We start from the raw sequence: 25,173 nt of genomic DNA, 5'->3' as shown, positions 1-25,173 counted from the left end.
CGAACGATGAACGCCGACCCCGCGGCCTCGACCGCGCTCAGGACGCCACGGGACTGAGGAGTTCCCGCACCTCGGCGGCCTCGGCGGAGCCCAGCTTCTCGTAGATGGTCAGGGCCTCGTTCCAGCAGGCACGGGCGCGGTCGGGCTGACCCAGCTCCAGCAGGGCCTTGCCCAGTACCGTGAGGACGGTCCCGCGACGCCACTCCCCGCCGATGCCTCGCAGGGCGATGGCCTGCTCGGCGTGGGCGGCGGCGAGCGGAGGGCGATGGGCCGCGAGGTGAACCTCCGCGATACGGAAGTGCGTCACGCCTTCCCAGAGCGGCTGGCGATTCTCGCGGAAGACGGTCATCGCCGCCGTGAGCTGCGCCAGTGCCTCGTCGTACCGGCCGGCGACGGTGAGGGCGAGACCGAGGGCGTACCGGCCGTTGGCCAGACGCAGGGCCGCTCCGAGGCTGTCGTAGAGCTCGATGCCCTGCTCGGCCAGCGAAATGGCCGTGCTCGTCTTGCCCAGGGCCAGGTGCACACGGGAGAGGTTGCACAGCGCGCTGGCCTCCCCCGGGGCGTTCATGTCCTCGCGGAAGTTGGCCAACGCGATGCTCAGGTAGGTCTCGGCGTCCTCGAGCTGGTTCTTGTAGAACGCGATGACGCCGCGTTCGAGCGGCGCGTTGCACCTGGACCACGGGTCCTCGGCGGTCTCCAGGGACATCGCCTTGCTCGCCTCGACAGCCGCTTCGTCGAAGCGCCCGGCCCGCACGTGCACTTGCGCCAGGGCAGTGCGCGCCTGGGCCTCGGCGTGCGCGTCGCCCAGTTCCTGCGCCGCCCGGCACAACGCGGCAGCGGCCCGCTCGTAGAAGAGGGAGCTGGCGCCGGACTCCGAGAGGTCCTTCGCCACGAGGAGGAGACTGGCGGCCCGCCGAAGGGTGGGGCCGGGCAGCGACTGCATGACACAGGCCAACAGGCACTCCGCTTCGGCGAAGAGCCAGTCCAGGGCCGATTCCCTGGTGTCGAAGGCCAGGCCCTCGTACCTGGTCGCGGCCAGATGATCCACCAACCGGTCGCCCGGGCGTTCGATCGCGTAGACCCCGGCCGCGGACGCCAGATAGAAGTCCAGCAGCCGGGACAGCGCCGACCCCCGCTCGCTCGGGGGCAGTTCGTCCCTTTCCGCACACGCACGCGCGTAGAGCCGCACCAGATCGTGGAAGCGGTAGCGGCCGGGGGCCGCCGATTCGAGGAGGGAGGTGTCCACGAGGGACTCCAGCAGGTCCTCCGTGTCCTCGGCCGGCAGGTCCAGGACCGCCGCCGCGGCGGCGAGGGAGATGTCGGGGCCGTCCGCCAGGCCGAGCAGGCGGAACGCGCGGGCCTGCGCGCGTTCCAGCTGGCCGTAGCCGAGCTCGAAGGTGGCCGCGACGGCCAGGTCGCCGGCCTGGAGCTCGTCCAGGCGGCGGCGTTCGTCGGCGAGCTTCGCCGCGAGGACCGACACCGTCCAGGTACGGCGGGCCGCCAGGCGGGACGCCGCGATGCGGATCGCCAGCGGCAGGAAACCGCAGGCCGCCACCACGTCCAGGGCGGCCTTCCGCTCGGAGGCCACCCGCTCCTCGCCCACGATCTTCGTGAACAGCGCCAGCGCCTCGTCCGGGGACATCACGTCGAGGTCGATCAGGTGGGCGCCCGCCAGGTCCACCATCCGCGCCCGGGAGGTGACCAGCGCGGCACAACCGTCCGCGCCGGGCAGCAGGGGACGTACCTGGGCGGCGTCCCGGGCGTTGTCCAGCAGGACCAGCACCCGGCGCCCGGCCAGGACGGAGCGGTACAGGGCCGCGCGTTCCTCCAGGGTGTCGGGGATCGCCGAGTCGGCCGTGCCGAGGGCGCGCAGGAAGGAGCCCAGGACCGTCTCCGGCTCCGCCGCCCGGGCACCCGCGCCCTGCAGATCGACGTAGAGCTGCCCGTCCGGGAACGCCGTGCGTGCCCGGTGGGCCACGTGCACCGCGAGGGTCGTCTTGCCGACGCCGCCGATGCCGGCCAGGGCCGAGACCGCCATGACCCGGCCCTCGGCGGAGGCGAGGATGTCGCCCAGTTCCCGTACGAAGGCGGAGCGGCCGGTGAAGTCCGGCACCGTCGCGGGCAGTTGTGCCGGGCGGACCGGGACAGCGGCCGGCTCGGGGGCCGGGGAGGAGGGCTCCGCCAGTGAGGGGTCCGCCTGGAGGATCCGCTGTTGCAGCTCGCTCAGGCCGGGGCGCGGGTCCACGCCGAGTTCGTCGGCGAGCAGACGGCGGGTGTCGGCGTAGACGGCCAGTGCCTCGGCCTGGCGGCCGCTGCGGTAGAGCGCCAGCATCAGCAGCTCGCGGAGCCGCTCCCGCAGCGGATGGGCCGCGGTGAGGGCCGTGAGCTCGGAGACGGCCTCGGCGTGGCAGCCCTGCTCCAGGTCCATGTCCAGGCGGGATTCGAGGAGCTGGAGCCGCCACTCCTCCAGACGGACGCGCTGGGCCTCCGCGTAGGGGCCGGGCACGCCGGCCAGGGTCTCCCCGTCCCACAGGGCGAGGGCGCGGCGCAGGGTGTCGCGGGCGTGGCAGAGGTCGCCGGCCGAGCGGGCCTTCTCCGCCTCGGTCGCCAGGTCCTGGGCGAGGGTGAGGTCCAAGGCGCCCTCGGCCAGGCCGCGAACGGCGTAGCCGCCGGACTCGCTGACCAGGACGGCGGGCGCGGCCGTGCCGGTGCCGCCGGACCGGTGTCCCTCGCCGCCCGGGTTCAGCACCTTGCGCAGGCGGGAGGCGTACGTCCGTACCGCCGCCAGCGCCTGCGAGGGCGGCTCCTCGCCCCACAGGGCGTCGATCAGCTCGGCCGCCGTGGCCGTGCGGCCCTCGCGCAGCAGCAGGGCGGCCAGCAGGGCGCGTTGCTGGGGGGACCCGGTGGTGACCGGCTCGTCACCGCGCCAGGCACGCACGGGGCCGAGCACGCTGAAGCGCAGCGTCACGGAATCCCCCGGCTCGGCGAGCCCTTCCGGCCTCGCCGGCTCCGGCGACTTCGACGCGTGGTCGGGACGCCGCTGCTCCGGTACGCGCGGCACACCGTCCGCTACACCGTCCATGCAGTCCCCCTAGACATCCTGAGCAACCACGCCAGTTTGCCTTGTTGACGGCGGATACGTCAGCCGTGGGAGACACCGATCACAGGGCGGCGCACGGGAGTCCACCAGGTCTGCACACTCTCTCCGCATGCGCTCGGAGCGGATCGCGTGGATCACGCCGGCACGGCCGGAACCGGTCTGCGTACGCATAGCTGACGCACCGTCAGATCGGCGCTACCGTGAGCGCCATGGACACCCACGACAGCACCTTTCCGCTGATCATCTCCGTGGACGACCACACCGTGGAGCCCGCGAACGTCTGGCAGGACCGGCTTCCGGAGAAGTACCGGGGCGCCGGGCCGCGGATCGTCCGGGCTCCCGTGAAGGAAATGACCTTCCTCGGGGGCCGCTTCAAGCCGGTCATGGGGCAGCCCGGGGACGAGGGTCCCGTCGGGGACTGGTGGGTCTACGAGGATCTGCGCCGGCCCCTGACCCGGCTCGACACCGCGGTCGGGTACGACAGGGACGAGATCCGGCTCGAGGTCATCACCTACGAGCAGATGCGGCCCGGCTCCTACGACGTCACCGCACGGCTCGCCGACATGGACGTCAACCACGTCCAGTCCGCCCTGTGCTTCCCCACGTTCCCGCGCTTCTGCGGCCAGACCTTCACCGAGGCGAAGGATCACGAGCTGGGCCTGCTCTGCGTGCGCGCCTACAACGACTGGATGGTGGAGGAGTGGTGCGGCCCGGACGCGCACGGGCGGCTCATACCCCTGCCCCTCATCCCGCTGTGGGACGCCGAGCTGGCGGCGGCGGAGGTGCGGCGCAACGCCGCCCGCGGTGTCCGTGCGGTCGCCTTCTCCGAGATACCGCCCTTCCTCGGGCTGCCGTCCATCCACACCGACGACTGGGACCCGTTCCTCGCCGCGTGCGACGAGACCGGCACGGTCGTCGCCATGCACATCGGCTCCAGCAGCCGCATGCCGTCCACCTCCGCGGACGCCCCGCCCGCCGTCGGCTCCACCATCACGTACGCCAACTGCTGTTTCTCCATGGTCGACTGGCTGATGAGCGGCAAGTTCGAGCAGTTCCCGAACCTCAAGGTCATGTACGCGGAGGGCCAGATCGGCTGGATCCCCTACATCCTGGAGCGGGCCGACGTGGTGTGGGAGGAGAACCGCGGCTGGGGCGGCGTCGCCGACAAGGTGCACCGGCCGCCGTCCGAGCTGTTCGCCGAGCACGTCTACGGCTGCTTCTTCGACGACGCCTTCGGCCTGCGCAACCTCGACTCCATCGGCGTCGGCAACGTCCTCTACGAGACCGACTACCCCCACTCCGACTCCACCTGGCCCAAGTCCCGCGAGGTGGGCGAGGCTCAGATGGGGCATCTGGAGCCCGACGTGGTCGAGCGGATCGTGCGGGGGAACGCCATCGGGCTGCTCGGGCTCACCGCCGAGGGCCTGTGGCCGGGCGGCGGCGGTGGCCCGCGGTGAGCCTGCGGTACGGGATGCAGCTTCCCGTCCAGTCGCAGAGCACCCTCTACGCGGAGGGGTGGGAAGCCGCCGCCGGACCCGCCGACCTGCTGGAGATCGCCCGCGCCGCCGACCGGGCCGGGTTCGACTACCTCGCCGGTTGCGATCACGTCGGCATCCCCCGCCGGCTCGCCGCCGCCATGAGCACCGTCTGGTACGACCCCGTCGCCACCCTCGCCTTCCTCGCCGCCGCCACCGAACGGATCCGGCTGCTCAGCCATGTGGCGATCGTCGGGCTGCGGCACCCGCTGCTCACCGCCAAGCAGTACGCCACCCTCGACCACCTCAGTGCAGGCCGGCTGATCCTCGGGGTCGGCGCCGGGCACGTGCAGGAGGAGTTCGAGGCCCTGGGCGTGGACTTCCGCCGGCGCGGGGCCGTGCTCGACGAGTGCGTGGACGCCCTGCGCGCCGCTCTCGGGCCGGAGGAGTTCCCCGAGCACCACGGCAAGCTGTACGACTTCGAGGGGCTCGGGCAGCGGCCCCGGCCGGTGCAGGACCCGGTCCCCCTGTGGGTCGGCGGCTCCTCGCCGGCCGCCGTACGACGGGCCGCCCTCAAGGGCGACGGGTGGCTGCCGCAGGGGGATCCGAGGGACCGGCTGCCCGGGCAGATCGCGCGGATCGGGGAGCTGCGCGAACGAGCCGGTGTGCGGGGACCGTTCACCGTCGGTGCCATCGCCGAGCCGCTGTACGTCGGCACGCCCCGCTGGGACGTGGGGCGCCGGACCCTCACCGGTGGTGCGCAGGAGCTCGCCGAGTCGCTGCGGGCGTATCGCGCGATGGGCGTGCACCAGATCCAGGTGCGGTTCCGCAGCCGGAGCCGCGGCGAACTCATCGACCAGATCGCGGCGTTCGGCGCCGAGGTCGCCCCCGAGCTGTGAGGAGATCCCATGGGCAAGCTCGACGGACGGGTCGTCATCGTCACCGGCGCCGCACGCGGCCAGGGCGAGCAGGAGGCCCGGCTGTTCGCGGCCGAGGGGGCCCGGGTGGTCGTCGCGGACGTCCTCGACGACCAGGGCGAGGCCCTCGCGAAGGAGATCGGCGCGCGGTACGTCCATCTGGACGTGGGGCGGGAGGACGACTGGCAGGCCGCCGTCGCCGCCACCAAGGACGCCTACGGCCACGTCGACGGGCTCGTCAACAACGCCGGCGTCCTGCGCTTCAACTCCCTCCTCGACACACCCCTCGACGAGTTCATGCAGGTCGTCCAGGTCAACCAGGTGGGCTGCTTCCTCGGCATCAGGGCGGTCGCCCCGGAGATGGCCGACGGGGGCACGATCGTCAACACGGCCTCCTGCACCGGCCTGACCGGGATGGCCGCGGTGGGCTCCTACGCGGCGACCAAACACGCCGTGGTCGGTCTGACCCGGGTGGCCGCCCTGGAGCTGGCCGGGCGGGGGATCCGCGTCAACGCCGTCTGCCCGGGGGCCATCGACACGGCGATGTCCAACCCGGCGCGGCTCGACCCGGACGCCGACCCGGAGGAGACGGCGAAGGGCCTGGACCGGTTGTACCGCAAGCTCGTGCCGCTGGGCAGGGCAGGGCAGCCGGAGGAGGTGGCCAGGCTCGCGCTCTTCCTGACCTCGGAGGACTCCTCGTACATCACGGGACAGCCGTTCGTGATCGACGGCGGGTGGCTGGCCGGCGTCAGCGTCATCTGACGCACTATCAGCTATTGACGCTCATGAGGGGCGGTGGAACAGTCGGACCCATAAATCTGACGTAGCGTCAGAACTGACCGTGGGGCGGTGAACCTCCTTGGAATTCGGCATCTTCGTTCAGGGATACGTCGGCAAACGGGCCGAGACCGACCCGCTCGCCGAGCACAAGGCGCTGATGGAGGAGACCGAGTACGTCATCCAGGCGGACAAGTCCGGCTTCAAGTACGCCTGGGCCTCCGAGCACCACTTCCTGGACGAGTACTCGCACCTGTCCGCCAACGACGTCTTCCTCGGGTACCTGGCGCACGCGACCGAGCGGATCCACCTGGGCTCGGGGATCTTCAACCCGCTCGCCCCGGTCAACCACCCCGTGAAGGTCGCCGAGAAGGTCGCGATGCTCGACCACCTCAGCGGCAACAGGTTCGAGTTCGGCAGCGGGCGGGGCGCCGGATCGCACGAGATCCTCGGGTTCATGCCGGGCGTGACCGACATGAACCACACCAAGGAGCTCTGGGAAGAGACCATCGCCGAGTTCCCCAAGATGTGGCTCCAGGACGAGTACCAGGGCTTCCAGGGCAAGCACTGGTCACTGCCGCCGCGGAAGATCCTGCCGAAGCCGTACGGCGGGTCGCACCCGGCGATGTGGTACGCCGCCGGGTCGCCGCCGTCGTACGCGATGGCGGCGAAGAAGGGGCTCGGCGTGCTCGGCTTCAGCGTGCAGAAGGTCTCCGACATGGAGTGGGTGCTGGAGCAGTACAAGACGGCGATCGTGGACGCGGAGCCCGTCGGCGCCTTCGTGAACGACAACGTGATGGTGACGACCACGGCGATCTGTGCGCCGACGCACCAGGAAGCGGTGCGGATCGCGGCGAACGGGGGGTTGCACTACCTGCCGTCGCTGGTGTTCCGCTACCACGACACGTTCCCTCGTCCCGAGGGGTTCCCCGTGTGGCCGGAGACGTTGCCGGAGTACACCGAGGAGTTCGTGGAGGTGCTGATCGAGGAGGAGTTGCTGATCTGCGGCGACCCCGACGAGGTGCTGCGGCAGTGCGAGCGGTGGGAGCGGGCCGGGGCGGATCAGCTGAGTTTCGGGTTGCCGGTGGGGGTGCCGAAGGAGGAGACGCTGCAGACGATCCGGCTGGTCGGGGAGTACGTGATTCCCAAGATCGATACGGATCCCGTGCATCGGACTTCGCGGTTCCGCAGGGGTGTTTGAGCGTTCGTTGGCGAGTGCGGGTTCGTGGGGGCTGGTCGCGCAGTTCCCCGCGCCCCCAAGAAAGGCAACGGACTCAGAGGAGTTGAGTGCTCATGCTCGATCACGTCATCAAGGGCGCAACCGTCGTGGACGGGACCGGTGCGCCCGCCATCACCGCCGACGTGGGCATCAAGGACGGGCGTATCGCCGTCATCGGCGAGGTCACCCAGGAAGCGCGCACCACCGAGGACGCGCACGGCCTCGTCCTCACCCCCGGCTTCGTCGATCCCCACACGCACTACGACGCCCAGCTCTTCTGGGATCCGTACGCCACGCCTTCCCTCAACCACGGTGTCACCACCGTCGCCGGCGGCAACTGCGGGTTCACGCTCGCGCCACTGCATCCCGATCGGCCCGAGGACGCCGACTACACCCGGCGGATGATGTCCAGGGTCGAGGGCATGGCGCTGGTGGCGTTGGAGGAGGGGGCGCCCTGGAGCTGGCACTCCTTCGGGGAGTACCTGGACGCCCTGGAGGGGCGGATCGCCGTCAACGCCGGTTTCATGGTGGGGCACTGTGCGCTGCGGCGGTATGTGATGGGGCCGCAGGCCGTGGGCGGGCAGCCGAGTCAGGAGCAGCTCGCCGCGATGGTGCGGTTGCTGCGGCAGGCCATGGACGCCGGGGCCTGGGGGCTGTCCACCACCCAGTCGACCAGCCACTCCGACGGGGACGGGCAGCCGGTCGCCTCGCGGCATGCCCAGCCGGCCGAGCTGCTGGCGCTGTCGCGGGCCGTCGGGGAGTGCGAGGGCACCCAGATCGAGGCGATCGTCGCGGGCTGTCTGGATCAGTTCAGCGACGCGGAGATCGATCTGTTCGTGGAGATGAGCGCGGTGGCGGGGCGGCCGCTGAACTGGAACGTGCTGACCATCGACGCGGCCGTTCCCGAGCGCGTGCCCCGCCAGCTCCTGGCGAGCGAGCAGGCGCGGAAGGCGGGCGGCAGGGTCGTGGCGCTGACCATGCCGATCCTCACGCCGATGAACATGTCACTGGGGACCTTCTGCGCACTGAACCTCATCCCCGGGTGGGGGCCGGTGCTGGGGCTGCCCGTGCCCGAGCGGATCGAGAGGCTGCGGGATGCCGACGTACGGGCCGAGCTGCTGCGGCGGGCCCGGTCCAAGGACGCGGGTGTCTTCCGGCGGCTGTCGAACTTCGGGCGGTACGTCATCGGCGACACCTACAGCGAGGCGAACGCCGGGCTGACCGGGCGCGTGGTGAAGGACATCGCAGAGGAGCGCGGGCAGGAGCCCTTCGCGTGCCTGGTGGAGATCTGCGCCAACGACGAGCTGCGCACGGTGCTGTGGCCGATGCCGACCGACAACGATCCGGCGTCCTGGGCGCTGCGGGCTCAGACCTGGCAGCACGAGGACGTGCTGCTCGGCGGGTCCGACGCGGGCGCGCATCTGGACCGGATGTGCGGGGCGCCGTACACCACCCGGTTCCTCGGGGACTGCCTGCGGGGCCGGAGGCTGGTCGGTCTGGAGCAGGCCGTGAAGATGCTGACCGACGACCCGGCGCGGCTCTTCGGGCTGCGGGAACGTGGGCGGGTACGGGAGGGCTGGCACGCGGACCTGGTCCTGCTCGACCCGGAGCGGATCGACGCGGGCCCGGCCACCCTGGTGCACGACCTGCCGGGTGACAGCCCGCGGCTGGACTCCCGGGCGCTCGGCGTGCGGGCCGTGTGGGTCAACGGGGTCGAGGCGATCCGGGACGACGTGGTGACCGGGGCCGTGCCGGGCCGGGTGCTCCGCTCGGGGCGGGACACGGAGACGGTGAGCACGAGGTGACGGCACGGCAGTCGCTGTTCGTCGGCGGTTCCTGGGTGGAGCCGGACGGCGGGCACTACGAGGTGATCGACCCGGCGACCGAGCAGACCGTCGGGTGGGCGCCGGAGGCCTCGCGGGATCAGGTGCTCGCGGCCTGTGCCGCGGCCCGCGAGGCCTTCGGGCCGTGGTCGCGCACCTCACCGGAGGAGCGGGCCGCGGTGCTCGGGCGGGCGGCGGGGATCATCGCCGGCCGGCTGACGGAGTACGCGTCACTGGCCCAGGCCGAGACCGGCGCGACCACCGGCACCGCACGCGGCATGCAGGTCGGCGTCGCCGCCGCCCGCTTCCGGCGCTACGCGCGCATGGAGCCCGCCGAGTGGGCGATCCCGCCGCAGATCAACGAGGCCGGACCGATGGGCAGGGCGGGTGTGATGGGCGCCCTGGCCGTCCGGCAGCCCGTAGGGGTCGTCACCTGCATCACCTCGTACAACAACCCCTGGGCCAACCCGGCCGGCAAGGTCGCGCCCGCCCTGGCCATGGGCAACACGGTCGTGGTGAAACCCGCCCCTCAGGATCCGCTGTCGGTCTACCGGATGGCTCAGGCGCTGGAGGCCGCCGGTGTGCCACCGGGGGTGGTGAACGTGGTCGGCGGCTCGGGCGGCGAGACCGGTGCGGCGGCCGTGGCGTCACCGGACGTCGACATGGTCAGCTTCACCGGCTCCACGGCGGTCGGGCAGCGCATCGCCGAGGTGTGCGGGCGGGGCATGAAACGGCAGCTGATGGAGCTGGGCGGGAAGGGCGCGGCGGTCGTCTTCGACGACGCCGACCTCGGCTCGGCCGTGGCCGGGATCGGCACCGCCTTCTCCTTCTACAGCGGGCAGATCTGCACCGCACCGACGCGGGTCCTGGCCCAGCGCGGGATCCACGACCGGCTGGTCGAGCAACTCGGCTCCTACGCCCGCTGGTTGAAGGTCGGCGACCCGCGTGAGCCGGACACCGTGGTCGGGCCGGTGATCTCGGCGGGGCACCGTGACCGGGTGGAGTCGTACATCGAACTGGGCCGGAAGGAGGGCGCGGTGCTGGTGACGGGCGGTGAACGCCCGGACCTGCCCCGCGGCTTCTACGTCGCTCCGGCCCTCCTGGCCGGCTGCACCAACGACATGCGCGTGGTCCGCGAGGAGATCTTCGGGCCGGTGGTGGCCGTCGTCCCCTTCGATGACGAGGAGGAGGGCATCGCGCTCGCCAACGACACCGACTACGGGCTCATCGACTACGTCTGGTCGGGAGACGTGGCCCGTGCCTTCCGGGTGGCGCGGCGGCTACGGGCCGGAGGGGTGGGCGTCAACACCGTCGGGCGGAACATGGAGGCCCCGTTCGGCGGGTTCAAGCAGAGCGGCGTCGGCAGGGACGTCGGCTCGTACGCCCTGCACGCCTACAGCGAGGTGCAGGCGATCGTCTGGCCGGGCTGACACCTCTCAGGTGTCCAGATCCACCCGTACGGTCAGCAGGTTCGTCCCGAGGGCCCGCACCCCCAGGCCGTTGACCCGGGGCAGCGCCCGCAGCCGCGCCACCGGGTCGTCCTGCGGCATCAGATGCGCGGTGCCCTCGTGCCACCGCCCGCGGACGCGCACCCGCACCCGCGGATCGGCCTTGATGTTGCGCACGTACTGCGACCGTTCGCCGAACTCCGACACCAGCCAGAAGGAGTCGCCGACGCGGCGCCCGCCCACCGGCGTCTGACGGGGCAGCCCCGAGACGCGGCCGGTCGTCTCCAGGACCGTCTGGAGGGGCAGGCGGCGCAGGAGCGGGTTGAGGCGGCGCTGGACGGCGGTGGTCGCGCGGAACCTCAGATCGGTGCGGCGGGACATCGGCTGCGGGTCTCCTTCGCACGAAGCGCTCACGGTTTCTGCAAGGGATCCTGCTTCAATGATCCCCCACGCGGCAACGAGGAGAGCGGGTGGCTGCGGATGCGGATCGTGACCTGGAACCTTTGGTGGCGCTTCGGGCCGTGGCAGACACGGCAGAAGGCGATCCTCACGGCCCTGCGGGAGCTGCGGCCCGACGTCGTCGGACTGCAGGAGGTGTGGGCGGCCGACGGCGAGAACCTCGCCGAGTGGCTCGCCGGTGAGCTGGGCCTGCACTGCGCCTGGGGCGCCTCGCCCGCCCCCGAGCGCTGGCAGCGGCGGATCGGGGACCCCACCGTCGGCATAGGCAACGCCGTGCTCAGCAGATGGCCGGTCGTCGACCAGGACGTGCTGCCACTGCCCGCCCCGGCCGACTCGGACGACGGCCGTCTGGCCCTCTACGCCCGCCTGGCCGGCCCCGGCTGCGAAGTCCCCTTCTTCACGGCCCACTTCATCTCCGCCCCGGACGCTTCGGCGGTCCGCTGCGGCCAGGCCGCCGCGCTCGCCGGTTTCGTCGCCCGGCACCGCGGCGACACCCCCTTCCCGCCCGTCGTCACGGGAGATCTCAACGCCTGGCCCGACTCGGACGAGGTCCGCCTCCTCGGCGGCTACAAGACCGCCCCGGCCGTGCCCGGCCAGGTCCTCCTCGACGCCTGGGAGTACGCCGACCCGGCCGCCCCCTCCGCCACTTGGGACGCGGCCAACCCGTACGTGGCGGCGACCCACGAGCCCAGCGTGCGCATCGACTACATCCACGTGGGCCCGCCCGGCCCCGGCGGACTCGGCCACGTACGGGACGTACGGCGGGCCTGCGACGGCCCGGTCGACGGGGTGTGGCCCTCCGACCACGCAGCGGTCGTGGCCGACCTGGAGGACACTCCCTAGGGGGTGCGGCGCCCCAGGAAGACCGGGTTGGTGAACGCCGCCAGGGCTCCGGGGAGCGGCCCCGCCGCCGCCTCGTGCCGCAGTTCGGCCCGTACGTACGCCGCGTAGGACGGTGTGGTCCGCCACTCGACGACGCCCGAGCCGGACACCGGAAGCGGGGCGCTGGTGTGGACGACGCCCTGGTCGGTGGCGAAGCGGACCGTGCAGCGCGGGGCGCCGGTGACCTCCAGGCGGACGGTCACCGGGGTGTCGCGGCCCACGGTGAGCCGCTCGCCGATGCCCGCGTGCTCGCCGCGTCCGCCGGACACCCGCAGCGACAGCGTGACCCTCGCGGACTCGGCGATGTAGGACCGTCCCGCCCGGATGCCCTCCTGGACGGCCTCCCGGGTCAGGTCGTCGGCCAGGACGACCGTCTGGGGGCTGCCCACCGCGTCCGGGGAGCGGTGGGCGTCGCTGCTTCCCATCGCGGGGATCCAGCCGCGCCCGTCCCGTACGGACGCCACCAGCATGCTGTCCCAGTCGGCCAGCGCCACCTCGTCGTCGGGCGTGTACGGGCCGTTCCACACCTCCACCGCGTCCGCCTCGTCGAAGCCGAACTTCCAGTTGCAGCCGATGCAGGTGGCGTGCGGATGGGCCGGGACGACCAGGCCGCCGGCGCGGCGGATCTGCCGGGCGAACCGGCCGAAGCGGTTGTCCCGGGCCCGGTAGCGCCAGTCGACGAAAGTGCCCGGGTCGGTGCCCAGCGCGACGACGTGCCCGTTGCGGGTGGTGACCTCCTCGCCCAGCATGACCAGCAGGTCGTCCCCGGCCACGTCGGCCCAGTGGGCGTGCGCCGCGTGCGTGTTGTGCTCGGAGGAGTTGATGAAGTCCAGGCCGGCGGCCCGGGCCAGTTCCCCGATCTCGGCGGGGGTGCGGCGGCCGTCGGAGTGCCAGGAGTGCAGATGGCAGTCCCCCCGGTACCAGGCCCGCCCCCGGCCCTTCGCACGCTCCGGCGGATACACCGGCTCGGCGGCCTCGCCCGGCTCCCCGTACGTCAGCGTGATGGTGATCTCGTACGACAGGCCCTGCGGGGCGACGGTGTACGGGCCGAGCGCGATGTGCCAGGTGCCCTCGCGCACCGGGCCGGGAAGGTAGCCGGGCGTCGCGTCGTCCGCCCGGATGAAGAACTCCGTGCGTGCCCCGCCCGACCAGCCGCGAAAGCCCCGGCCGCCCAGCTCGGTGCCGCGGTCGTCGAAGACGCCGATGTCGAGGGCGTTGCCCGTGGTGCCGGCCGGGACGGCCGGCCGGTCGTAGGTGTAGGCGACCTTGAGCTCCCGGACCCCGGCCGGGACCTCGACGGGCACGTACACGAAGTCCGGGGAGCCGGGCGGCAGCGTGCCGCGCACGGTTCTGCTCTCCCGGCCCCCGTCGGCCGCTGAAGCGAAGCTCACGCTTCCCAAGGTAAGCGCGGCCGCCGCTCCCGTCACGAACAGAGCGCGCCGGCCGAGCCCGCCGTGGCTGTCCTCGCACATACTGCTGCTCCCCAGGTGTCGTCGGTGACGTGGCGTGGGTGGTGCGGGGTGGTGCGTGTGCACCCTTGTAGTCAGCCGTGAACCGCCGTGCAAGGGAAGGGAATTGGACGGCGGGCAGCAGGGAAACAGGCCGCGGGGTCGGAGGGGGGCGGCGATGTCGGCGGTGGTCTCTCCTGCGCGGGCAGGGCCGGCACGTCGCGTTCCCGGGTGCGTGCCACGGCGACCAGGCGGTCTTGCCGGCCCGTCTCGTCCCGGGCGTCCGCACCCTCACCCCGCACCTCGCGCTCGCGACGGTCACCCGAAAGTCCGACCGGTCGGTATGGACACTCGCGCCGCTCTCGGGTAGGGATGGGTCATGCGCATCGCCGTGACGATCTTCCTCACCGACGAGACGATCACCCCGAACCGGCTCGCCCGGGAGCTGGAGGACCGGGGTTTCGCCGGGTTGTATCTGCCCGAGCACACCCACATCCCCGTCGAGCGGACCACCCCGTACCCGGCGGGCGGTGAGCTGCCGCCCGAGTACGGCCGTACCCTCGACCCGTTCGTGGCGCTCGGCCAGGCCGCCGCCGTCACCGAGCGGCTCGGGCTCGGCACGGGCATCACGCTCGTCGCCCAGCGCGATCCGATCGACCTGGCCAAGCAGGTCGCGACCCTCGACCATCTCTCCGGCGGCCGGTTCACGCTGGGGCTCGGCTTCGGCTGGAACGTCGAGGAGGCCGCCGACCACGGCGTGCGCTGGAACACCCGGCGCGAGCTGGTCCGCGACCGGATGGCGCTGATGAGGGCCCTGTGGTCGCAGGAACCGGTCGCGTACGAAGGGGAGTTCGGCAGCGTCCGGGCCAGTCACGCGTATCCGAAGCCCGTGCAGAAGCCGCGCGGTCCGGTCGTCGGCCCGCGCACGCTCGTCGGCGGGGCCGCCGGGCCCAAGCTGTTCGCGCACATCAGCGAGTACGCCGACGGCTGGCTGCCGATCGGCGGCCGGGGCCTCGGTGAGGCGCTGCCGGTCCTGCGCACCGCCTGGGCCGACGCCGGCCGCGACCCCGAGGCCCTCCAGGTCGTCCCCTACGCCGTCCACCCCTCCCCGGGCAAGCTCGCCCACTACGCCGATCTGGGCATCGAGGAGGTCGTGGCGCAGCTGCCCCCGGCGGGGGAGGCGGAGGTGCTGAAGACACTGGACGGCCTCGCCGGGTACCTCTGACAACTACCCTGCCCGGCAAGGAGGTTGGCGCCCCCTACTAAACTGGGGGTCAGTTCGCCACGGGGGGAGAGCGTCATGAGGCTTGCCTGGTTTTCCTGGCTCCTGCGTCATTTCAACGAGTACGGCTACAGCCAGGGGCTGTTGCGCGCCGCGATCGGCACGGCGGCCGTGCTCGTGACCGCCGCGCTGGTCTGGTTCGCCCTGCACCGCAACAGACCGGCCGCCGTCGCCGCCGCCGGGCTCGTGTCCGCCCTGGGCATCGGGTGGCTGGCCTTCCACTGACGGGGCTCCCCTGAGCCTGATCAGCGCACTCGTATGCTCGAAGGATGACGACTTCCGCGACCTCCGGAACCGGCCCCACCGAGAACTCCATGCGTCGCGCCCTGAAACGGGCCAGGGACGGCGTCTCGCTCGACGTCGCCGAGGCGGCGGTGCTGCTTCAGGCGCGGGGTGAGCAGCTGGAGGACCTGTCGGCCTCGGCCGCGCGGGTGCGGGACGCGGGCCTGGCGGCGGCCGGCCGGCCGGGCGTCATCACGTACTCGAAGAGCGTCTTCATCCCGCTGACCCGGCTGTGCCGGGACAAGTGCCACTACTGCACCTTCGTCACCGTCCCCGGCAAGCTGCGCCGGGAGGGCCACGGGATGTTCATGTCCCCGGACGAGGTGCTGGACATCGCCCGCAAGGGCGCCGCCCTCGGCTGCAAGGAAGCCCTCATCACCCTCGGCGACAAGCCCGAGGACCGCTGGCCGGAGGCGCGCGAGTGGCTCGACGCGCACGGCTACGACGACACCATCGCCTACGTCCGGGCCGTCTCCATCCGCATCCTGGAGGAGACGGGCCTGCTGCCCCATCTGAACCCGGGCGTCATGTCCTGGACCGACTTCCAGCGCCTGAAGCCGGTCGCGCCCAGCATGGGCATGATGCTGGAGACCACCGCGACCCGCCTCTGGTCGGAGCCGGGCGGCCCCCATTACGGCTCTCCCGACAAGGAGCCCGCCGTCCGCCTGCGGGTCCTGGAGGACGCGGGGCGTTCCTCCGTCCCCTTCACCTCCGGGCTGCTCATAGGCATCGGCGAGACCTACGAGGAGCGCGCCGAGTCGCTGTTCGCGCTGCGGAAGGTCTCCCGGGCCTACCACGGCATCCAGGAACTGATCATCCAGAACTTCCGCGCGAAGCCGGACACCGCGATGCGCGGCATGCCCGACGCGGAACTCGACGAACTGGTCGCCACGGTGGCCGTCGCCCGGCTCCTCATGGGCCCGAGCGGCTGCATCCAGGCCCCGCCCAACCTCGTCGACGACGAGTACGAGCGGCTGATCGGCGCCGGTATCGACGACTGGGGTGGGGTCTCCCCGCTCACCATCGACCACGTCAACCCCGAGCGCCCCTGGCCGCAGATCGAGCAGCTCGCCGAGAAGTCCCGCGCGGCCGGTTTCGACCTGCGCGAACGCCTCTGCGTCTACCCGGAGTTCGTACGGCGCGGCGAGCCCTGGCTGGACCCGCGGCTGCGCCCGCACGTGGCGGCGCTGGCCGACCCGGAGACCGGCCTCGCCCTGCCCGAGGCCCTGCCCGAGGGCCTGCCCTGGCAGGAGCCGGAGGAGGTCTTCACGGCGTCCGGCCGCACCGACCTGCACTCCTCGATCGATTCCGAGGGCCGTACGTCGGACCGCCGGGACGACTTCGACGAGGTGTACGGCGACTGGGACGCCCTGCGCGAGGCAGCCGCCCCCGGCATGGCACCCGAGCGCATCGACACCGACGTACGGCAGGCCTTGCGCACGGCGGCCGACGACCCGACGAAACTCACCGACGACGAGGCCCTCGCCCTGCTGCACGCGGACGGCCCGGCGCTGGACGCCCTCGCCCGGGTCGCCGACGACGTACGCAAGTCGGCCGTGGGCGACGACGTGACCTACATCGTCACCCGCAACATCAACTTCACCAACGTCTGCTACACGGGCTGCCGCTTCTGCGCCTTCGCCCAGCGCCGCACCGACGCCGACGCCTACACCCTCTCCCTGGACCAGGTCGCCGACCGCGCCCAGCAGGCCTGGGAGGTGGGCGCGGTGGAGGTGTGCATGCAGGGCGGCATTCACCCGGACCTGCCGGGCACGGCGTACTTCGACATCGCGCGGGCCGTGAAGGAACGCGTCCCGGGCATGCACGTGCACGCCTTCTCGCCGATGGAGGTCGTCAACGGCGCGACCCGCACCGGCCTGTCCGTCCGCGAGTGGCTGACCGCCGCCAAGGAGTCGGGCCTGGACACCATCCCGGGCACGGCCGCCGAGATCCTCGACGACGAGGTGCGCTGGATCCTGACCAAGGGCAAGCTGCCCGCGGCCGACTGGATCGACGTCGTGACGACGGCCCACGAGCTGGGCATCCGCTCGTCCTCGACGATGATGTACGGGCATGTCGACCAGCCCCGCCACTGGCTCGGGCACCTGCGCACCCTCGCCGGCATCCAGCAGCGCACGGGCGGTTTCACGGAGTTCGTGACGCTGCCGTTCGTGCACACCAACGCGCCGGTGTACCTGGCGGGGATCGCCCGCCCGGGCCCGACCATGCGGGACAACCGGGCGGTCACGGCCATGGCCCGGCTGCTGCTGCACCCGTACATCCCCAACATCCAGACCAGCTGGGTGAAGCTGGGCACGGAGGGCGCGGCCGAGATGCTCCGCTCGGGCGCGAACGACCTCGGCGGGACGCTGATGGAGGAGACCATCTCCCGCATGGCGGGCTCGTCGTACGGCTCGTACAAGTCGGTCAAGGACCTGATCGCGGTGGCGGACGCGGCCGGGCGCCCCGCCAGGCCCCGCGACACCCTCTACGGGGATGTCCCGCAGGAGCGGCAGCGGGCGGCGGCGGCCTCGGACGGGCATCTGCCGGAGCTGCTGCCGGTGCTGGACTGAAGGGTCTACTGGCCCCCGGCGTCCGCCGGCTGATGCGCCGTGAGGGTGCGGTCGGCCGCGGCGCCGGGGCTCGCCGGTGGCGGGGGAGCCGTGCCCCGGCCCAGCACAAGCAGCAGCAGGCCGAGGGCGCAGGCGATCGCCGGCCAGTAGAGGTAGCGGAAGTCCGTCGCGGGCATGATCGGCAGGTAGCCGAGGATGTAGGCCGCCGAGCTGATGCCGAGCGCCCGGACCGGCATCCAGAAGACGCCTTTGCCGGGCCGGACTGCGAGCACGAGTGCCACCGCGAGCCAGAACCAGCCGCGGAACAGCCAGGGCAGGTCCTCGGCCATGCCGTTGACGTACGTGCCGAGCATGTCCTCCAGCCGGGGGTGCGCCACCTCGATTCCCAGGTCGTTGCGGGAGATCCCCGCCTTGTACGCGTAGTCGGTCTCGAACAGCAGGGTCGTGAAGAGGAGCAGGCGGTACTGGAGATAGTGCGGCACATGCCCGCTCATCTCCCGCAGCCACAGGGACGTGATCTCGCCCGAGTCCCCGCGCAACCCGTCCGCCGGGCGCTGGTAGCAGGCCCAGTAGGCGTCGGAGAGGGCGCCGACGCGCTCGCACTCCCGCGCGGAGGCGACGAGCCGGTCCCGCAGGGCGGCTGACACATCCGCCGACCGGAGCTCGTCCACGCTCAGTACGTGCACGAGATCGTCGAGCATGATCTGCGCGCCCTGGTTCGTCCGGAGCGGGTCCGCGAAGAGGGAGATGGCGGCGGTGGGCACGACGAGTCCGGCGACGAGGGCCGCCGTGCACTTCGCCCACGTACGGCGTCCGGGCGTGCCCCACAGGGCGAGGACCAGCATGACGAAGACGGGGATCGCGGCGACGACGGCGTTCTTGCGCACCAGCATCGCGTAGGCGAGGAACAGCACGCCCAGCCAGAGCAGACCCCACCGCACGGCGGGGCGAGGGGTGCCGTCGCGCAGCAACAGGCCGGTGCACGCGACCGCGCAGGCGGCGAGCAGGGCGAACGCCGCGTGCACGTCCTTCCACACCACCCCGACGAACGTCAGCACGAAGGGCGCCAGCCCGAGGCCGAGCACGGCGAGCGAACCGCCCCGGCTCGCGGTCAGCCTCCATACGCACCGCGCCAGTACCCACAGCGTCGCCCAGAAGACGAGGCACTGGAGGACCAGCATGGACGCGATCGAGCCGGTGACCGCGATGAGCGCCCGCCACACCAGGCTGAGCACGGGCGGATGCCAGTCCGTCAGGGGCTTCCTCCCCTCGGCCTGGCGGAGCTGGTCGAGGCTGTCGGGACTCAGGTAGCCGGGGGCGAAGACGAGGATCGTGGCCAGGCAGCACACGGCGGCGACGGTGGCCAGGATCCAGACCCAGTGCCGCGCACGAGGCATCCATCCCATTTGTCCCATGCGCCGGATGCTAACGGCTCAGGGTGTGATGAAGACGTAGCGCCGATAGGCGTAGAAGCGGAACAGGGTCGCGAGCGCCCAGCCGAGGATGCGGGCCGTGTTGTCGCTGAGCGCGGAGTCGAGTCCGAGCAGATGCCGGGAGGCGAAGACGGTCCCGGCGGTGATGGCGAGCCCCACGCCGTTCGCGACGAGGAAGAGGACGAGTTCGCGGGTCACCTTGTCGCGGTGCCGGTCGCGGTAGGTCCAGTAGCGGTTCCCGGCCCAGCTGAACAGCGCGGCGGCGCAGGTCGCGACGACGGACGCCTGGACCGGGGAGGCGCTCATCGGCCCGCCCCGCGCGCCGCCGGGCAGCCCGAAGACGAGCAGGTTGTAACCGCCGTTGTCGACGATGAACGCCAGCGCGCCGACGAGGCCGAACTTGGCGGCTTCGCGCCAGATGCCCTGCACGGCGTGGCGCACGGAGCTGGTCACTGAGGGAGAAACCGGCACGAAAGGGAGAGTAGCCACCCGGCGTGCCCTTGCTCGGTGGGCTCGCTCATATCGCATTATTTCCTACTGTCCGACAGCGCTTCGGCCGAGGAGTGGAAGTGGCAGTGGAACCGACGATCGCGTGTGTCGTGCCGTGTCACAACGAGGAGGCGGCCGTCGGCAAGGTGGTCCGCGACCTGCGCGCGGCCCTCCCCGAGGCCGTCGTCTACGTGTACGACAACGCCTCCACCGACCGCACCGTGGAGGTCGCCCGGGAGGCCGGCGCGATCGTGCGGGAGGAGACCCGCAAGGGCAAGGGCAACGTCATCCGCCGCGCCTTCGCCGACGTCGACGCCGACGCGCTGCTCATCATCGACGGCGACGACACCTACGACGCCTCCCGCGCCCGCGACCTGGTGGACCTGCTCTTCGAGGGGCCGTACGACCAGGTCGTGGGAGCCCGCCGGGTGACGGTCGACGGGGCCTACCGGGCCGGGCACGCGGTCGGCAACAAGCTGCTCACCGGGGCCGTGCGGTCCCTGTTCGGCAACGACGTGACCGACATGCTCAGCGGCTACCGGGTCTTCTCGCGGCGCTTCGTGAAGTCCTTCCCGGCGCTCGCCCGGGAGTTCGAGACCGAGACCGAGATGACGATCCACGCACTGCACCTGCGGCTCCCCACGGCGGAGATCCTCACGGACTACCGGGTCCGGGCCGCCGGCGGCGAGAGCAAGCTGCGCACCTACCGGGACGGCTGGCGCATCCTGCGGGTCATCCTCGACCTGGCGCGGCGCGAGCGCCCCTCGCTGGTCCACACCGTCGTCGCCGGAGTCCTGGCCCTCGTCTCGATCGTCCTGGGCATCCCCGTCATCGCCGACTTCGTCGAGACGGGCACCGTGCCCCGGGTGCCCACGGCGATCCTCGCCGCCGCGATCATGACCATCGCGGCGCTCGTCCTGCTCGTGGGCTACATCCTCGAGTCGCTCACGCACATGCGCCAGGAGCAGACCCGGCTGGTCCACCTGTCCTATCCGGCACCGGTGCGCGCCCCGCGATACGCCGTCCGCGGCGCCGGTACGGGCCCGGTGCCGGTCCGCAAGGCCGCGGGCGGCCCCTGAGACAGCCGGGAGGAGACGCGTGCCGGTGCCTGCCCGACTTCCTTCGTGGGCCTGGGTGACCGGGCTGACCGTGGGAGCGATAGCCGCGGTGACGGTCCTGGGGCGTACAGGCCGACCGCGGCTCGCACCCCACCGCCACGTCGGCCAAGCCGAGCAGCACGGCCTCGGCGCAGCCCACCCCCACGGCCTCCGTCCCGGCGAAGGTGCCCGACGGCTCCGGCACCGGCCGGCGCATCGTCTACTCCCTCGGCGAGAAGCGGGTGTGGCTGGTCGACGCGAGCGAGGCCACGCGCCGCACCTTCACCGTCTGGCCGGGCTCGGTCAGCCCAGAGCACATCGTGTACTTCGCCGCGAAGTCCGGCGTCTCCGTCGCCTTGTCCAACGCGGTCGACGGGGCCTCTCCGCCGCCCGCCGCCTCCGGCACCAAGACGGGCGGAGTCAGGACGCGGAAGGCGGACGGCACGGCACTGTGGGCGTTCGGCACGGTCGGCACGACCGTGACCGTGGTCAGGTGGCGGAGGTCTCCGTCCGCGGCGCCGACAGCTGATTGACGATCAGCACGACCCCGCTGAACACGAAGATCCGGGTCGCTGCGTCCAGCCCGTTCCAGCTCTTCGACTGCCACATCGAGAACCACTCACCGCCGATCGCGATGAACCCGGCCCCGAACAGCAGCATCACCATCAGCAGTCCGTACGTGGACATCCGCCGGGCGCGCAGGTCATCGCGTCTGACCCACAGCCAGCTCCCGTATATGAGGACCAGCGCGGCGACGGTCTCCCAGACGATGATCCCGACGTAGGCGGCGTCCTGAAGCCCCTGGTTCGTGATGGCCCGCCACATCAGGTCCTCGTCCCTGAAGGTGGTGTCCATGGCCAGCACATGCCGGACGAACTGCTGGTTGGTCCCGAAGTCGGTGATGTTCCCGAAGGCGACGAGCGCCATGTAGAGAGCGATGGTCGCGGTGAGCAGGGTGGCGGCGAGCGACAACGCGCCGCGTGATGTGGAGGTGGCCATGCCGATCATTCTCCCCGCGCATGGTCGTCCGGTGTACCCCGCGGCCGTCGCGGGCGTGGGCGCGGGCGGAATTCCGATGCGCTGGAACGGCTTTCGGATACCGACCACGCGGTACCGCGTCCGGGTTTCGCCGGGTGAACAGCATGCGAATTACTTGTGCGCGAACGTAATCGGGTCGTGACGTGCTCCCGGCCCGTCGGGTAATATCCGAGCCAAGAGGTTTGTGCTCCGGTCGAGTTATTCCCTGGGAGGTGTGCGATGGTGCGGCGGCTGATCCCCGATGAATCCTGCCACCTGTCGGCACATGCGCTCCCGGACCACAGCCGTCCCCGGTTCCAGCGCGTTTCTGCCTGACCGGTCTCTCATTTTCCCCCTGCAGCACCCTTCAACACCCCTGCACGCAAAGGAGGCGTCCGTGTTCGACGAGCGCAAAGAAGCGGAAATGAGGCTGTACTCGGAAAAGCTGGCGCGGGAACTGGCCCTGAAGAGGGAGCGTGAGCAGACCGACGAGCCTTCAACGCCCCGCCGCGAACTGAACGAAATCGGACCAAGCCCCGCCGGTGAAGGCCAGCCGGGCACCGTCCTTGTCCTTGGAGTCGCGGATGTGGATGGTGGGGGCTGATATGGCGACCTCGACACAGTCGGGGCCGTCGTTACCGCTGTAGCTGCTCTTGATCCACGTCAGCGGGGTGGGCGTCATGTCTCTTCTCCCAGCACTTTCTCGATGAAGGTCAGTGAATCGCGGGGCGAGAGGGCCTGCGCCCGGATCATGCCATAGCGCATATCGAGGATCTGGACGTCCCTAGGGTCGCTGATCACCCGGTCGTACAGCTGGCTTTCCGTGTGGCCGAGTGCCTTGCCGTCCTGGAGCTTCAGCAGCCGGAACGAGCCCATCACGGCCGCGTGGTCCTCCCTGCGCGTGGGCATCACCTGAATCTCGACGTGCCTCAACCCGGCTACTTCCATGAGGTGTTCGAGCTGACGGCGCAGCACCATTTTGCCCCCGAGGGGCCGCCGCAGTGTCATCTCTTCCTGGACAAACGTGACCAGGGGGCGGGGCGTCCGGTCGAAGACGGCCTTCCGTGCCATGCGCGCGGACACGTGGCGCTCGATCTCGTCCTCGCTGTAAGCCGGCCTCCGCATCGCGTACAGCGCCTGGGCGTACTCGGGTGTCTGCAGCAACCCATGGATGTGCAGGGCCGAGTACGCCCCTAGCTCGACCGCGTGGTCCTCCAGCTTGGCCAAGTCCCTCACGTTCTTCGGATACCGCGCCTTCTCCACGTCCTCCTTCATCGCCGAGATCTTGCCGCCCGCACCCAGCACCTCATCGGCCTTGTCGAGAAAGTCCGGCTTGGGGATGCGCCGTGCCCGCTCGACGGACGACACCATCTCCTCCCCGTACCCGATGGCCGAGCCCAGCTCCGCCTGCTTCAACCCGGCGGCCTCGCGCCACATCTTGATCTGCCGCCCGACCGTCCTGAGCACGGCCGCCGCTTCCTCGTCCTCCACGCCTTCCCCTCCTGACGTACGAGCCGTACGACCCCGTGACATGCCCGGACAGTCACGCTCCGTACCGAGGTCGTTGCTGTTCAGAGTAGGGACGGGCGGCCACGCTGGGTGACATGAGCCAGAAATCCCTCGCCGAGATCGGCACCCCCGTACGTCACTTCACGCTCCAGCTGTCCGCCACTCGAAGAGGTGCTCGACTGGCTCGCCTGCTCACCGAACGCCAGCTCGACGAGTGGGGCGAGGAGTGTGACGCCGCCGCGCAGGTGGTGGCGGAGCTGGCGTCGAACGCGGTGCTGCACGGACGCGTCCGGGGCAGGGACTTCCGGCTGGCCCTGACCCTGCACGCCGACCGCACGCTCCGCATCGAGGTCACCGACGCCCGGGGCGACCGGAACCCGCGGCTTGCGGGGCCGGTCGCGGACGACGCGGAGGGCGGGCGCGGGCTGCGGATCGTCGCGGCGTACGCGCACCGCTGGGGTGTGGTGGAGGCGCCGGCCCACGGCAAGACGGTGTGGGCCGAACTGAGGCCGAAGCCCGGCGACTACGGTGACTCCACCGCCCTGCTCCACGACTTCGAGGAGCCGGATCGCATCCCGTGACGGAGATCGGCATGAGCGAGAAGCGCAAGGTGTCCGAGGAGGCCGGTGCGGTCCGCCGGTTCTGGGAACGGCTCGGCCTTCCGGGGCTCGTCGACGTCCACACCCACTTCATGCCCGAGCGGGTCCTGCACAAGGTGTGGGACTACTTCGACACCAACGGGCCGCTGATCGGCGGGCTCCACTGGCCGATCACGTACCGGAAGGAGGAGGCGGAGAGGGCGGCACTGCTGCGGGACTTCGGCGTCCGGGCCTTCACGTCGATGCTCTACCCGCACAAGCCCGGCATGGCGAGGTGGCTGAACGGGTGGGCGGCCGACTTCGCCCGCCGCACCCCCGACTGCCTGCACACCGCCACCCTCTACCCCGAGCCGGATGCCGAGACGTACGTCCGCGAGGCCGTCGAGGCGGGGGCGCGCGTGTTCAAGGCCCATGTGCAGGTGGGCGCGTACGATCCGGCCGACGAGCGTCTCGACCCGGCGTGGGGTGTGCTGGCCGAGGCCGGGATACCCGTGGTGATCCACTGCGGCTCCGGGCCCGCGCCCGGCAAGCACACCGGCCCCGAGCCCGTCGCGCGGGTGCTGGCGCGGCACCCGCGGCTGCGGCTGATCGTCGCGCACATGGGCATGCCCGAGTACGAGGAGTTCCTCGACCTCGCCGAGCGGTACGACCAGGTGCGGCTGGACACGACGATGGCGTTCACGGACTTCACCGAGGGCTTCATGCCGTTCCCGCGCCGGGCCCTGCCCCGCTTCGCCGCCCTCGGCGACCGCATCCTGCTCGGCTCCGACTTCCCCAACATCCCCTACCCGTACCTGCACCAGCTCCAGGCCCTGGAACGCCTGGACCTCGGCGACGCGTGGCTCCGGGCCGTCTGCCACGACAACGCGGCCGGACTGTTCACCCTGTGAGCTGCTCGCGCACCCACGCCGGGTCGGGGTTGGTGTGCGTCCGGCCCCCCACGACGACGGTCGGCACGGTCTCGTCGCCCTGGTTGGCCGCGCGCACCGCCGCGGCTCCGGCCGGGTCCCGCCAGATGTCGACCCAGTGCACCCGGCGGGCATCCCGGCCCAGGCGGACGCGCAGCCGCAGGCAGTACTGGCAGCCCGGCCGCCAGTAGACGACCGGCCGGCCGTCGGCCGCACTGAGCCGCTCCGCCTCCAGCGCGCCGACCGGCCGGGGGAAGATCAGCGGCGAGTGGGTGAAGGCGAGGAAGAGGAACACCAGGAGCAGGACCGCGGCCGCACCCGTGCTCCCCCGGAGAATCAGCCCCGCCGCCCCGGCCGAGCCGCAGAGCACCAGCACTACCGGCAGGGTCCAGGCGCGCTTCATGTCAGCGAAGCGTAGCCGCCGTGCGGTGGGCCG

At 71.6% G+C, this 25,173-nt stretch carries 22 protein-coding genes and 1 pseudogene; 14 read left to right on the top strand and 9 right to left on the bottom strand.

What is annotated here, in order from left to right; translation table 11 throughout:
- Positions 1-37: 37 nt before the first annotated feature.
- Positions 38-3,082, bottom strand: coding sequence for an AfsR/SARP family transcriptional regulator (locus ACIRDU_RS21435; RefSeq protein WP_403581697.1), 3,045 nt, complete (start codon positions 3,080-3,082; stop codon positions 38-40).
- A 227-nt stretch (positions 3,083-3,309) separates the two neighbouring features.
- Here ACIRDU_RS21435 and ACIRDU_RS21430 point away from each other — a divergent pair, with 227 nt between their 5' ends.
- From ACIRDU_RS21430 to ACIRDU_RS21405, 6 genes are all read left to right on the top strand, one after another.
- Positions 3,310-4,557, top strand: a complete 1,248-nt coding sequence (locus tag ACIRDU_RS21430) for an amidohydrolase family protein (protein WP_403581696.1) — start codon at positions 3,310-3,312, stop codon at positions 4,555-4,557.
- A 14-nt stretch (positions 4,558-4,571) separates the two neighbouring features.
- Positions 4,572-5,474 (top strand): TIGR03619 family F420-dependent LLM class oxidoreductase, encoded by a 903-nt coding sequence (locus ACIRDU_RS21425; RefSeq protein ID WP_403581694.1) that lies wholly within the window; start codon positions 4,572-4,574, stop codon positions 5,472-5,474.
- A 9-nt stretch (positions 5,475-5,483) separates the two neighbouring features.
- Complete coding sequence (locus ACIRDU_RS21420) at positions 5,484-6,254, top strand: SDR family NAD(P)-dependent oxidoreductase (RefSeq protein WP_403581693.1); 771 nt, start codon at positions 5,484-5,486, stop codon at positions 6,252-6,254.
- 97 nt (positions 6,255-6,351) lie between these two features.
- Positions 6,352-7,470 carry an LLM class flavin-dependent oxidoreductase gene (locus ACIRDU_RS21415; RefSeq protein ID WP_403581691.1) on the top strand — a complete coding sequence of 373 codons (1,119 nt, stop codon included), beginning with the start codon at positions 6,352-6,354 and terminating at the stop codon, positions 7,468-7,470.
- A 92-nt stretch (positions 7,471-7,562) separates the two neighbouring features.
- Positions 7,563-9,293 (top strand): amidohydrolase family protein, encoded by a 1,731-nt coding sequence (locus tag ACIRDU_RS21410; protein ID WP_403581690.1) that lies wholly within the window; start codon positions 7,563-7,565, stop codon positions 9,291-9,293.
- Positions 9,290-10,741 (top strand): aldehyde dehydrogenase family protein, encoded by a 1,452-nt coding sequence (locus tag ACIRDU_RS21405; RefSeq protein WP_403581688.1) that lies wholly within the window; start codon positions 9,290-9,292, stop codon positions 10,739-10,741. The genes ACIRDU_RS21410 and ACIRDU_RS21405 overlap by 4 nt, the downstream gene beginning before the upstream one ends.
- Before the next feature lie 6 nt (positions 10,742-10,747).
- Here ACIRDU_RS21405 and ACIRDU_RS21400 read toward each other — a convergent pair whose 3' ends face one another.
- Complete coding sequence (locus tag ACIRDU_RS21400) at positions 10,748-11,140, bottom strand: nitroreductase/quinone reductase family protein (RefSeq protein WP_403581687.1); 393 nt, start codon at positions 11,138-11,140, stop codon at positions 10,748-10,750.
- A 99-nt stretch (positions 11,141-11,239) separates the two neighbouring features.
- Between ACIRDU_RS21400 and ACIRDU_RS21395 the strand changes: the two genes are divergently transcribed.
- The gene (locus tag ACIRDU_RS21395) at positions 11,240-12,061 is read left to right on the top strand and encodes an endonuclease/exonuclease/phosphatase family protein (protein WP_403581686.1); all 822 of its coding nucleotides are present in this window, start codon (positions 11,240-11,242) and stop codon (positions 12,059-12,061) included.
- On the opposite strand, the gene ACIRDU_RS21390 is transcribed toward ACIRDU_RS21395, so the two are convergent.
- Positions 12,058-13,572 (bottom strand): CehA/McbA family metallohydrolase, encoded by a 1,515-nt coding sequence (locus tag ACIRDU_RS21390; RefSeq protein ID WP_403581684.1) that lies wholly within the window; start codon positions 13,570-13,572, stop codon positions 12,058-12,060. The two genes, ACIRDU_RS21395 and ACIRDU_RS21390, sit on opposite strands and share 4 nt — an antisense overlap.
- Positions 13,573-13,927: 355 nt before the next feature.
- Here ACIRDU_RS21390 and ACIRDU_RS21385 point away from each other — a divergent pair, with 355 nt between their 5' ends.
- The 3 genes from ACIRDU_RS21385 (at position 13,928) to ACIRDU_RS21375 (ending at position 17,685) form a co-directional block, all read left to right on the top strand.
- Positions 13,928-14,773, top strand: coding sequence for an LLM class F420-dependent oxidoreductase (locus ACIRDU_RS21385; protein WP_403581683.1), 846 nt, complete (start codon positions 13,928-13,930; stop codon positions 14,771-14,773).
- Positions 14,774-14,848: 75 nt separating this feature from the next.
- Complete coding sequence (locus ACIRDU_RS21380) at positions 14,849-15,055, top strand: hypothetical protein (RefSeq protein ID WP_403581681.1); 207 nt, start codon at positions 14,849-14,851, stop codon at positions 15,053-15,055.
- Between the two features lie 44 nt (positions 15,056-15,099).
- The gene (locus ACIRDU_RS21375; protein WP_403581680.1) at positions 15,100-17,685 is read left to right on the top strand and encodes a bifunctional FO biosynthesis protein CofGH; all 2,586 of its coding nucleotides are present in this window, start codon (positions 15,100-15,102) and stop codon (positions 17,683-17,685) included.
- 5 nt (positions 17,686-17,690) lie between these two features.
- On the opposite strand, the gene ACIRDU_RS21370 is transcribed toward ACIRDU_RS21375, so the two are convergent.
- Together ACIRDU_RS21370 and ACIRDU_RS21365 are read right to left on the bottom strand one after the other, a co-directional pair.
- Complete coding sequence (locus ACIRDU_RS21370; protein WP_403581678.1) at positions 17,691-19,100, bottom strand: hypothetical protein; 1,410 nt, start codon at positions 19,098-19,100, stop codon at positions 17,691-17,693.
- A gap of 18 nt (positions 19,101-19,118) precedes the next feature.
- Complete coding sequence (locus tag ACIRDU_RS21365; protein WP_403581676.1) at positions 19,119-19,571, bottom strand: GtrA family protein; 453 nt, start codon at positions 19,569-19,571, stop codon at positions 19,119-19,121.
- A gap of 116 nt (positions 19,572-19,687) precedes the next feature.
- Between ACIRDU_RS21365 and ACIRDU_RS21360 the strand changes: the two genes are divergently transcribed.
- Both ACIRDU_RS21360 and ACIRDU_RS21355 read left to right on the top strand, forming a co-directional pair.
- The gene (locus tag ACIRDU_RS21360) at positions 19,688-20,686 is read left to right on the top strand and encodes a glycosyltransferase family 2 protein (RefSeq protein WP_403581674.1); all 999 of its coding nucleotides are present in this window, start codon (positions 19,688-19,690) and stop codon (positions 20,684-20,686) included.
- A 25-nt stretch (positions 20,687-20,711) separates the two neighbouring features.
- Positions 20,712-21,237 (top strand): annotated as a pseudogene (locus ACIRDU_RS21355) (hypothetical protein).
- Here the strand turns inward: ACIRDU_RS21355 and ACIRDU_RS21350 are convergent.
- From ACIRDU_RS21350 to ACIRDU_RS21340, 3 genes are all read right to left on the bottom strand, one after another.
- Positions 21,194-21,703 carry a DUF2165 domain-containing protein gene (locus ACIRDU_RS21350; protein WP_403581672.1) on the bottom strand — a complete coding sequence of 170 codons (510 nt, stop codon included), beginning with the start codon at positions 21,701-21,703 and terminating at the stop codon, positions 21,194-21,196. The pseudogene ACIRDU_RS21355 and the gene ACIRDU_RS21350 sit on opposite strands and share 44 nt — an antisense overlap.
- A gap of 514 nt (positions 21,704-22,217) precedes the next feature.
- Positions 22,218-22,403 carry a DUF397 domain-containing protein gene (locus ACIRDU_RS21345; RefSeq protein ID WP_403581671.1) on the bottom strand — a complete coding sequence of 62 codons (186 nt, stop codon included), beginning with the start codon at positions 22,401-22,403 and terminating at the stop codon, positions 22,218-22,220.
- A complete protein-coding gene (locus ACIRDU_RS21340) occupies positions 22,400-23,212 on the bottom strand; it encodes a helix-turn-helix transcriptional regulator (protein WP_403581669.1) in 813 nt (270 codons plus the stop codon). Before ACIRDU_RS21340 ends, ACIRDU_RS21345 begins: the two co-directional genes overlap by 4 nt.
- A gap of 113 nt (positions 23,213-23,325) precedes the next feature.
- Between ACIRDU_RS21340 and ACIRDU_RS21335 the strand changes: the two genes are divergently transcribed.
- Positions 23,326-23,811 (top strand): ATP-binding protein, encoded by a 486-nt coding sequence (locus tag ACIRDU_RS21335; protein WP_403581667.1) that lies wholly within the window; start codon positions 23,326-23,328, stop codon positions 23,809-23,811.
- A gap of 11 nt (positions 23,812-23,822) precedes the next feature.
- Positions 23,823-24,719 (top strand): amidohydrolase family protein, encoded by an 897-nt coding sequence (locus tag ACIRDU_RS21330; protein ID WP_403581666.1) that lies wholly within the window; start codon positions 23,823-23,825, stop codon positions 24,717-24,719.
- Here the strand turns inward: ACIRDU_RS21330 and ACIRDU_RS21325 are convergent.
- Positions 24,709-25,140 carry a glutaredoxin domain-containing protein gene (locus ACIRDU_RS21325; protein WP_403581664.1) on the bottom strand — a complete coding sequence of 144 codons (432 nt, stop codon included), beginning with the start codon at positions 25,138-25,140 and terminating at the stop codon, positions 24,709-24,711. The genes ACIRDU_RS21330 and ACIRDU_RS21325 overlap by 11 nt on opposite strands.
- Positions 25,141-25,173: the final 33 nt, after the last annotated feature.

This window comes from Streptomyces sp. NPDC093598, from assembly GCF_044764825.1.
Classification (GTDB): domain Bacteria; phylum Actinomycetota; class Actinomycetes; order Streptomycetales; family Streptomycetaceae; genus Streptomyces.
The sequence above is the reverse complement of the archived record's forward strand: the minus strand, read 5'-3'. Positions and strand labels throughout refer to the sequence as shown.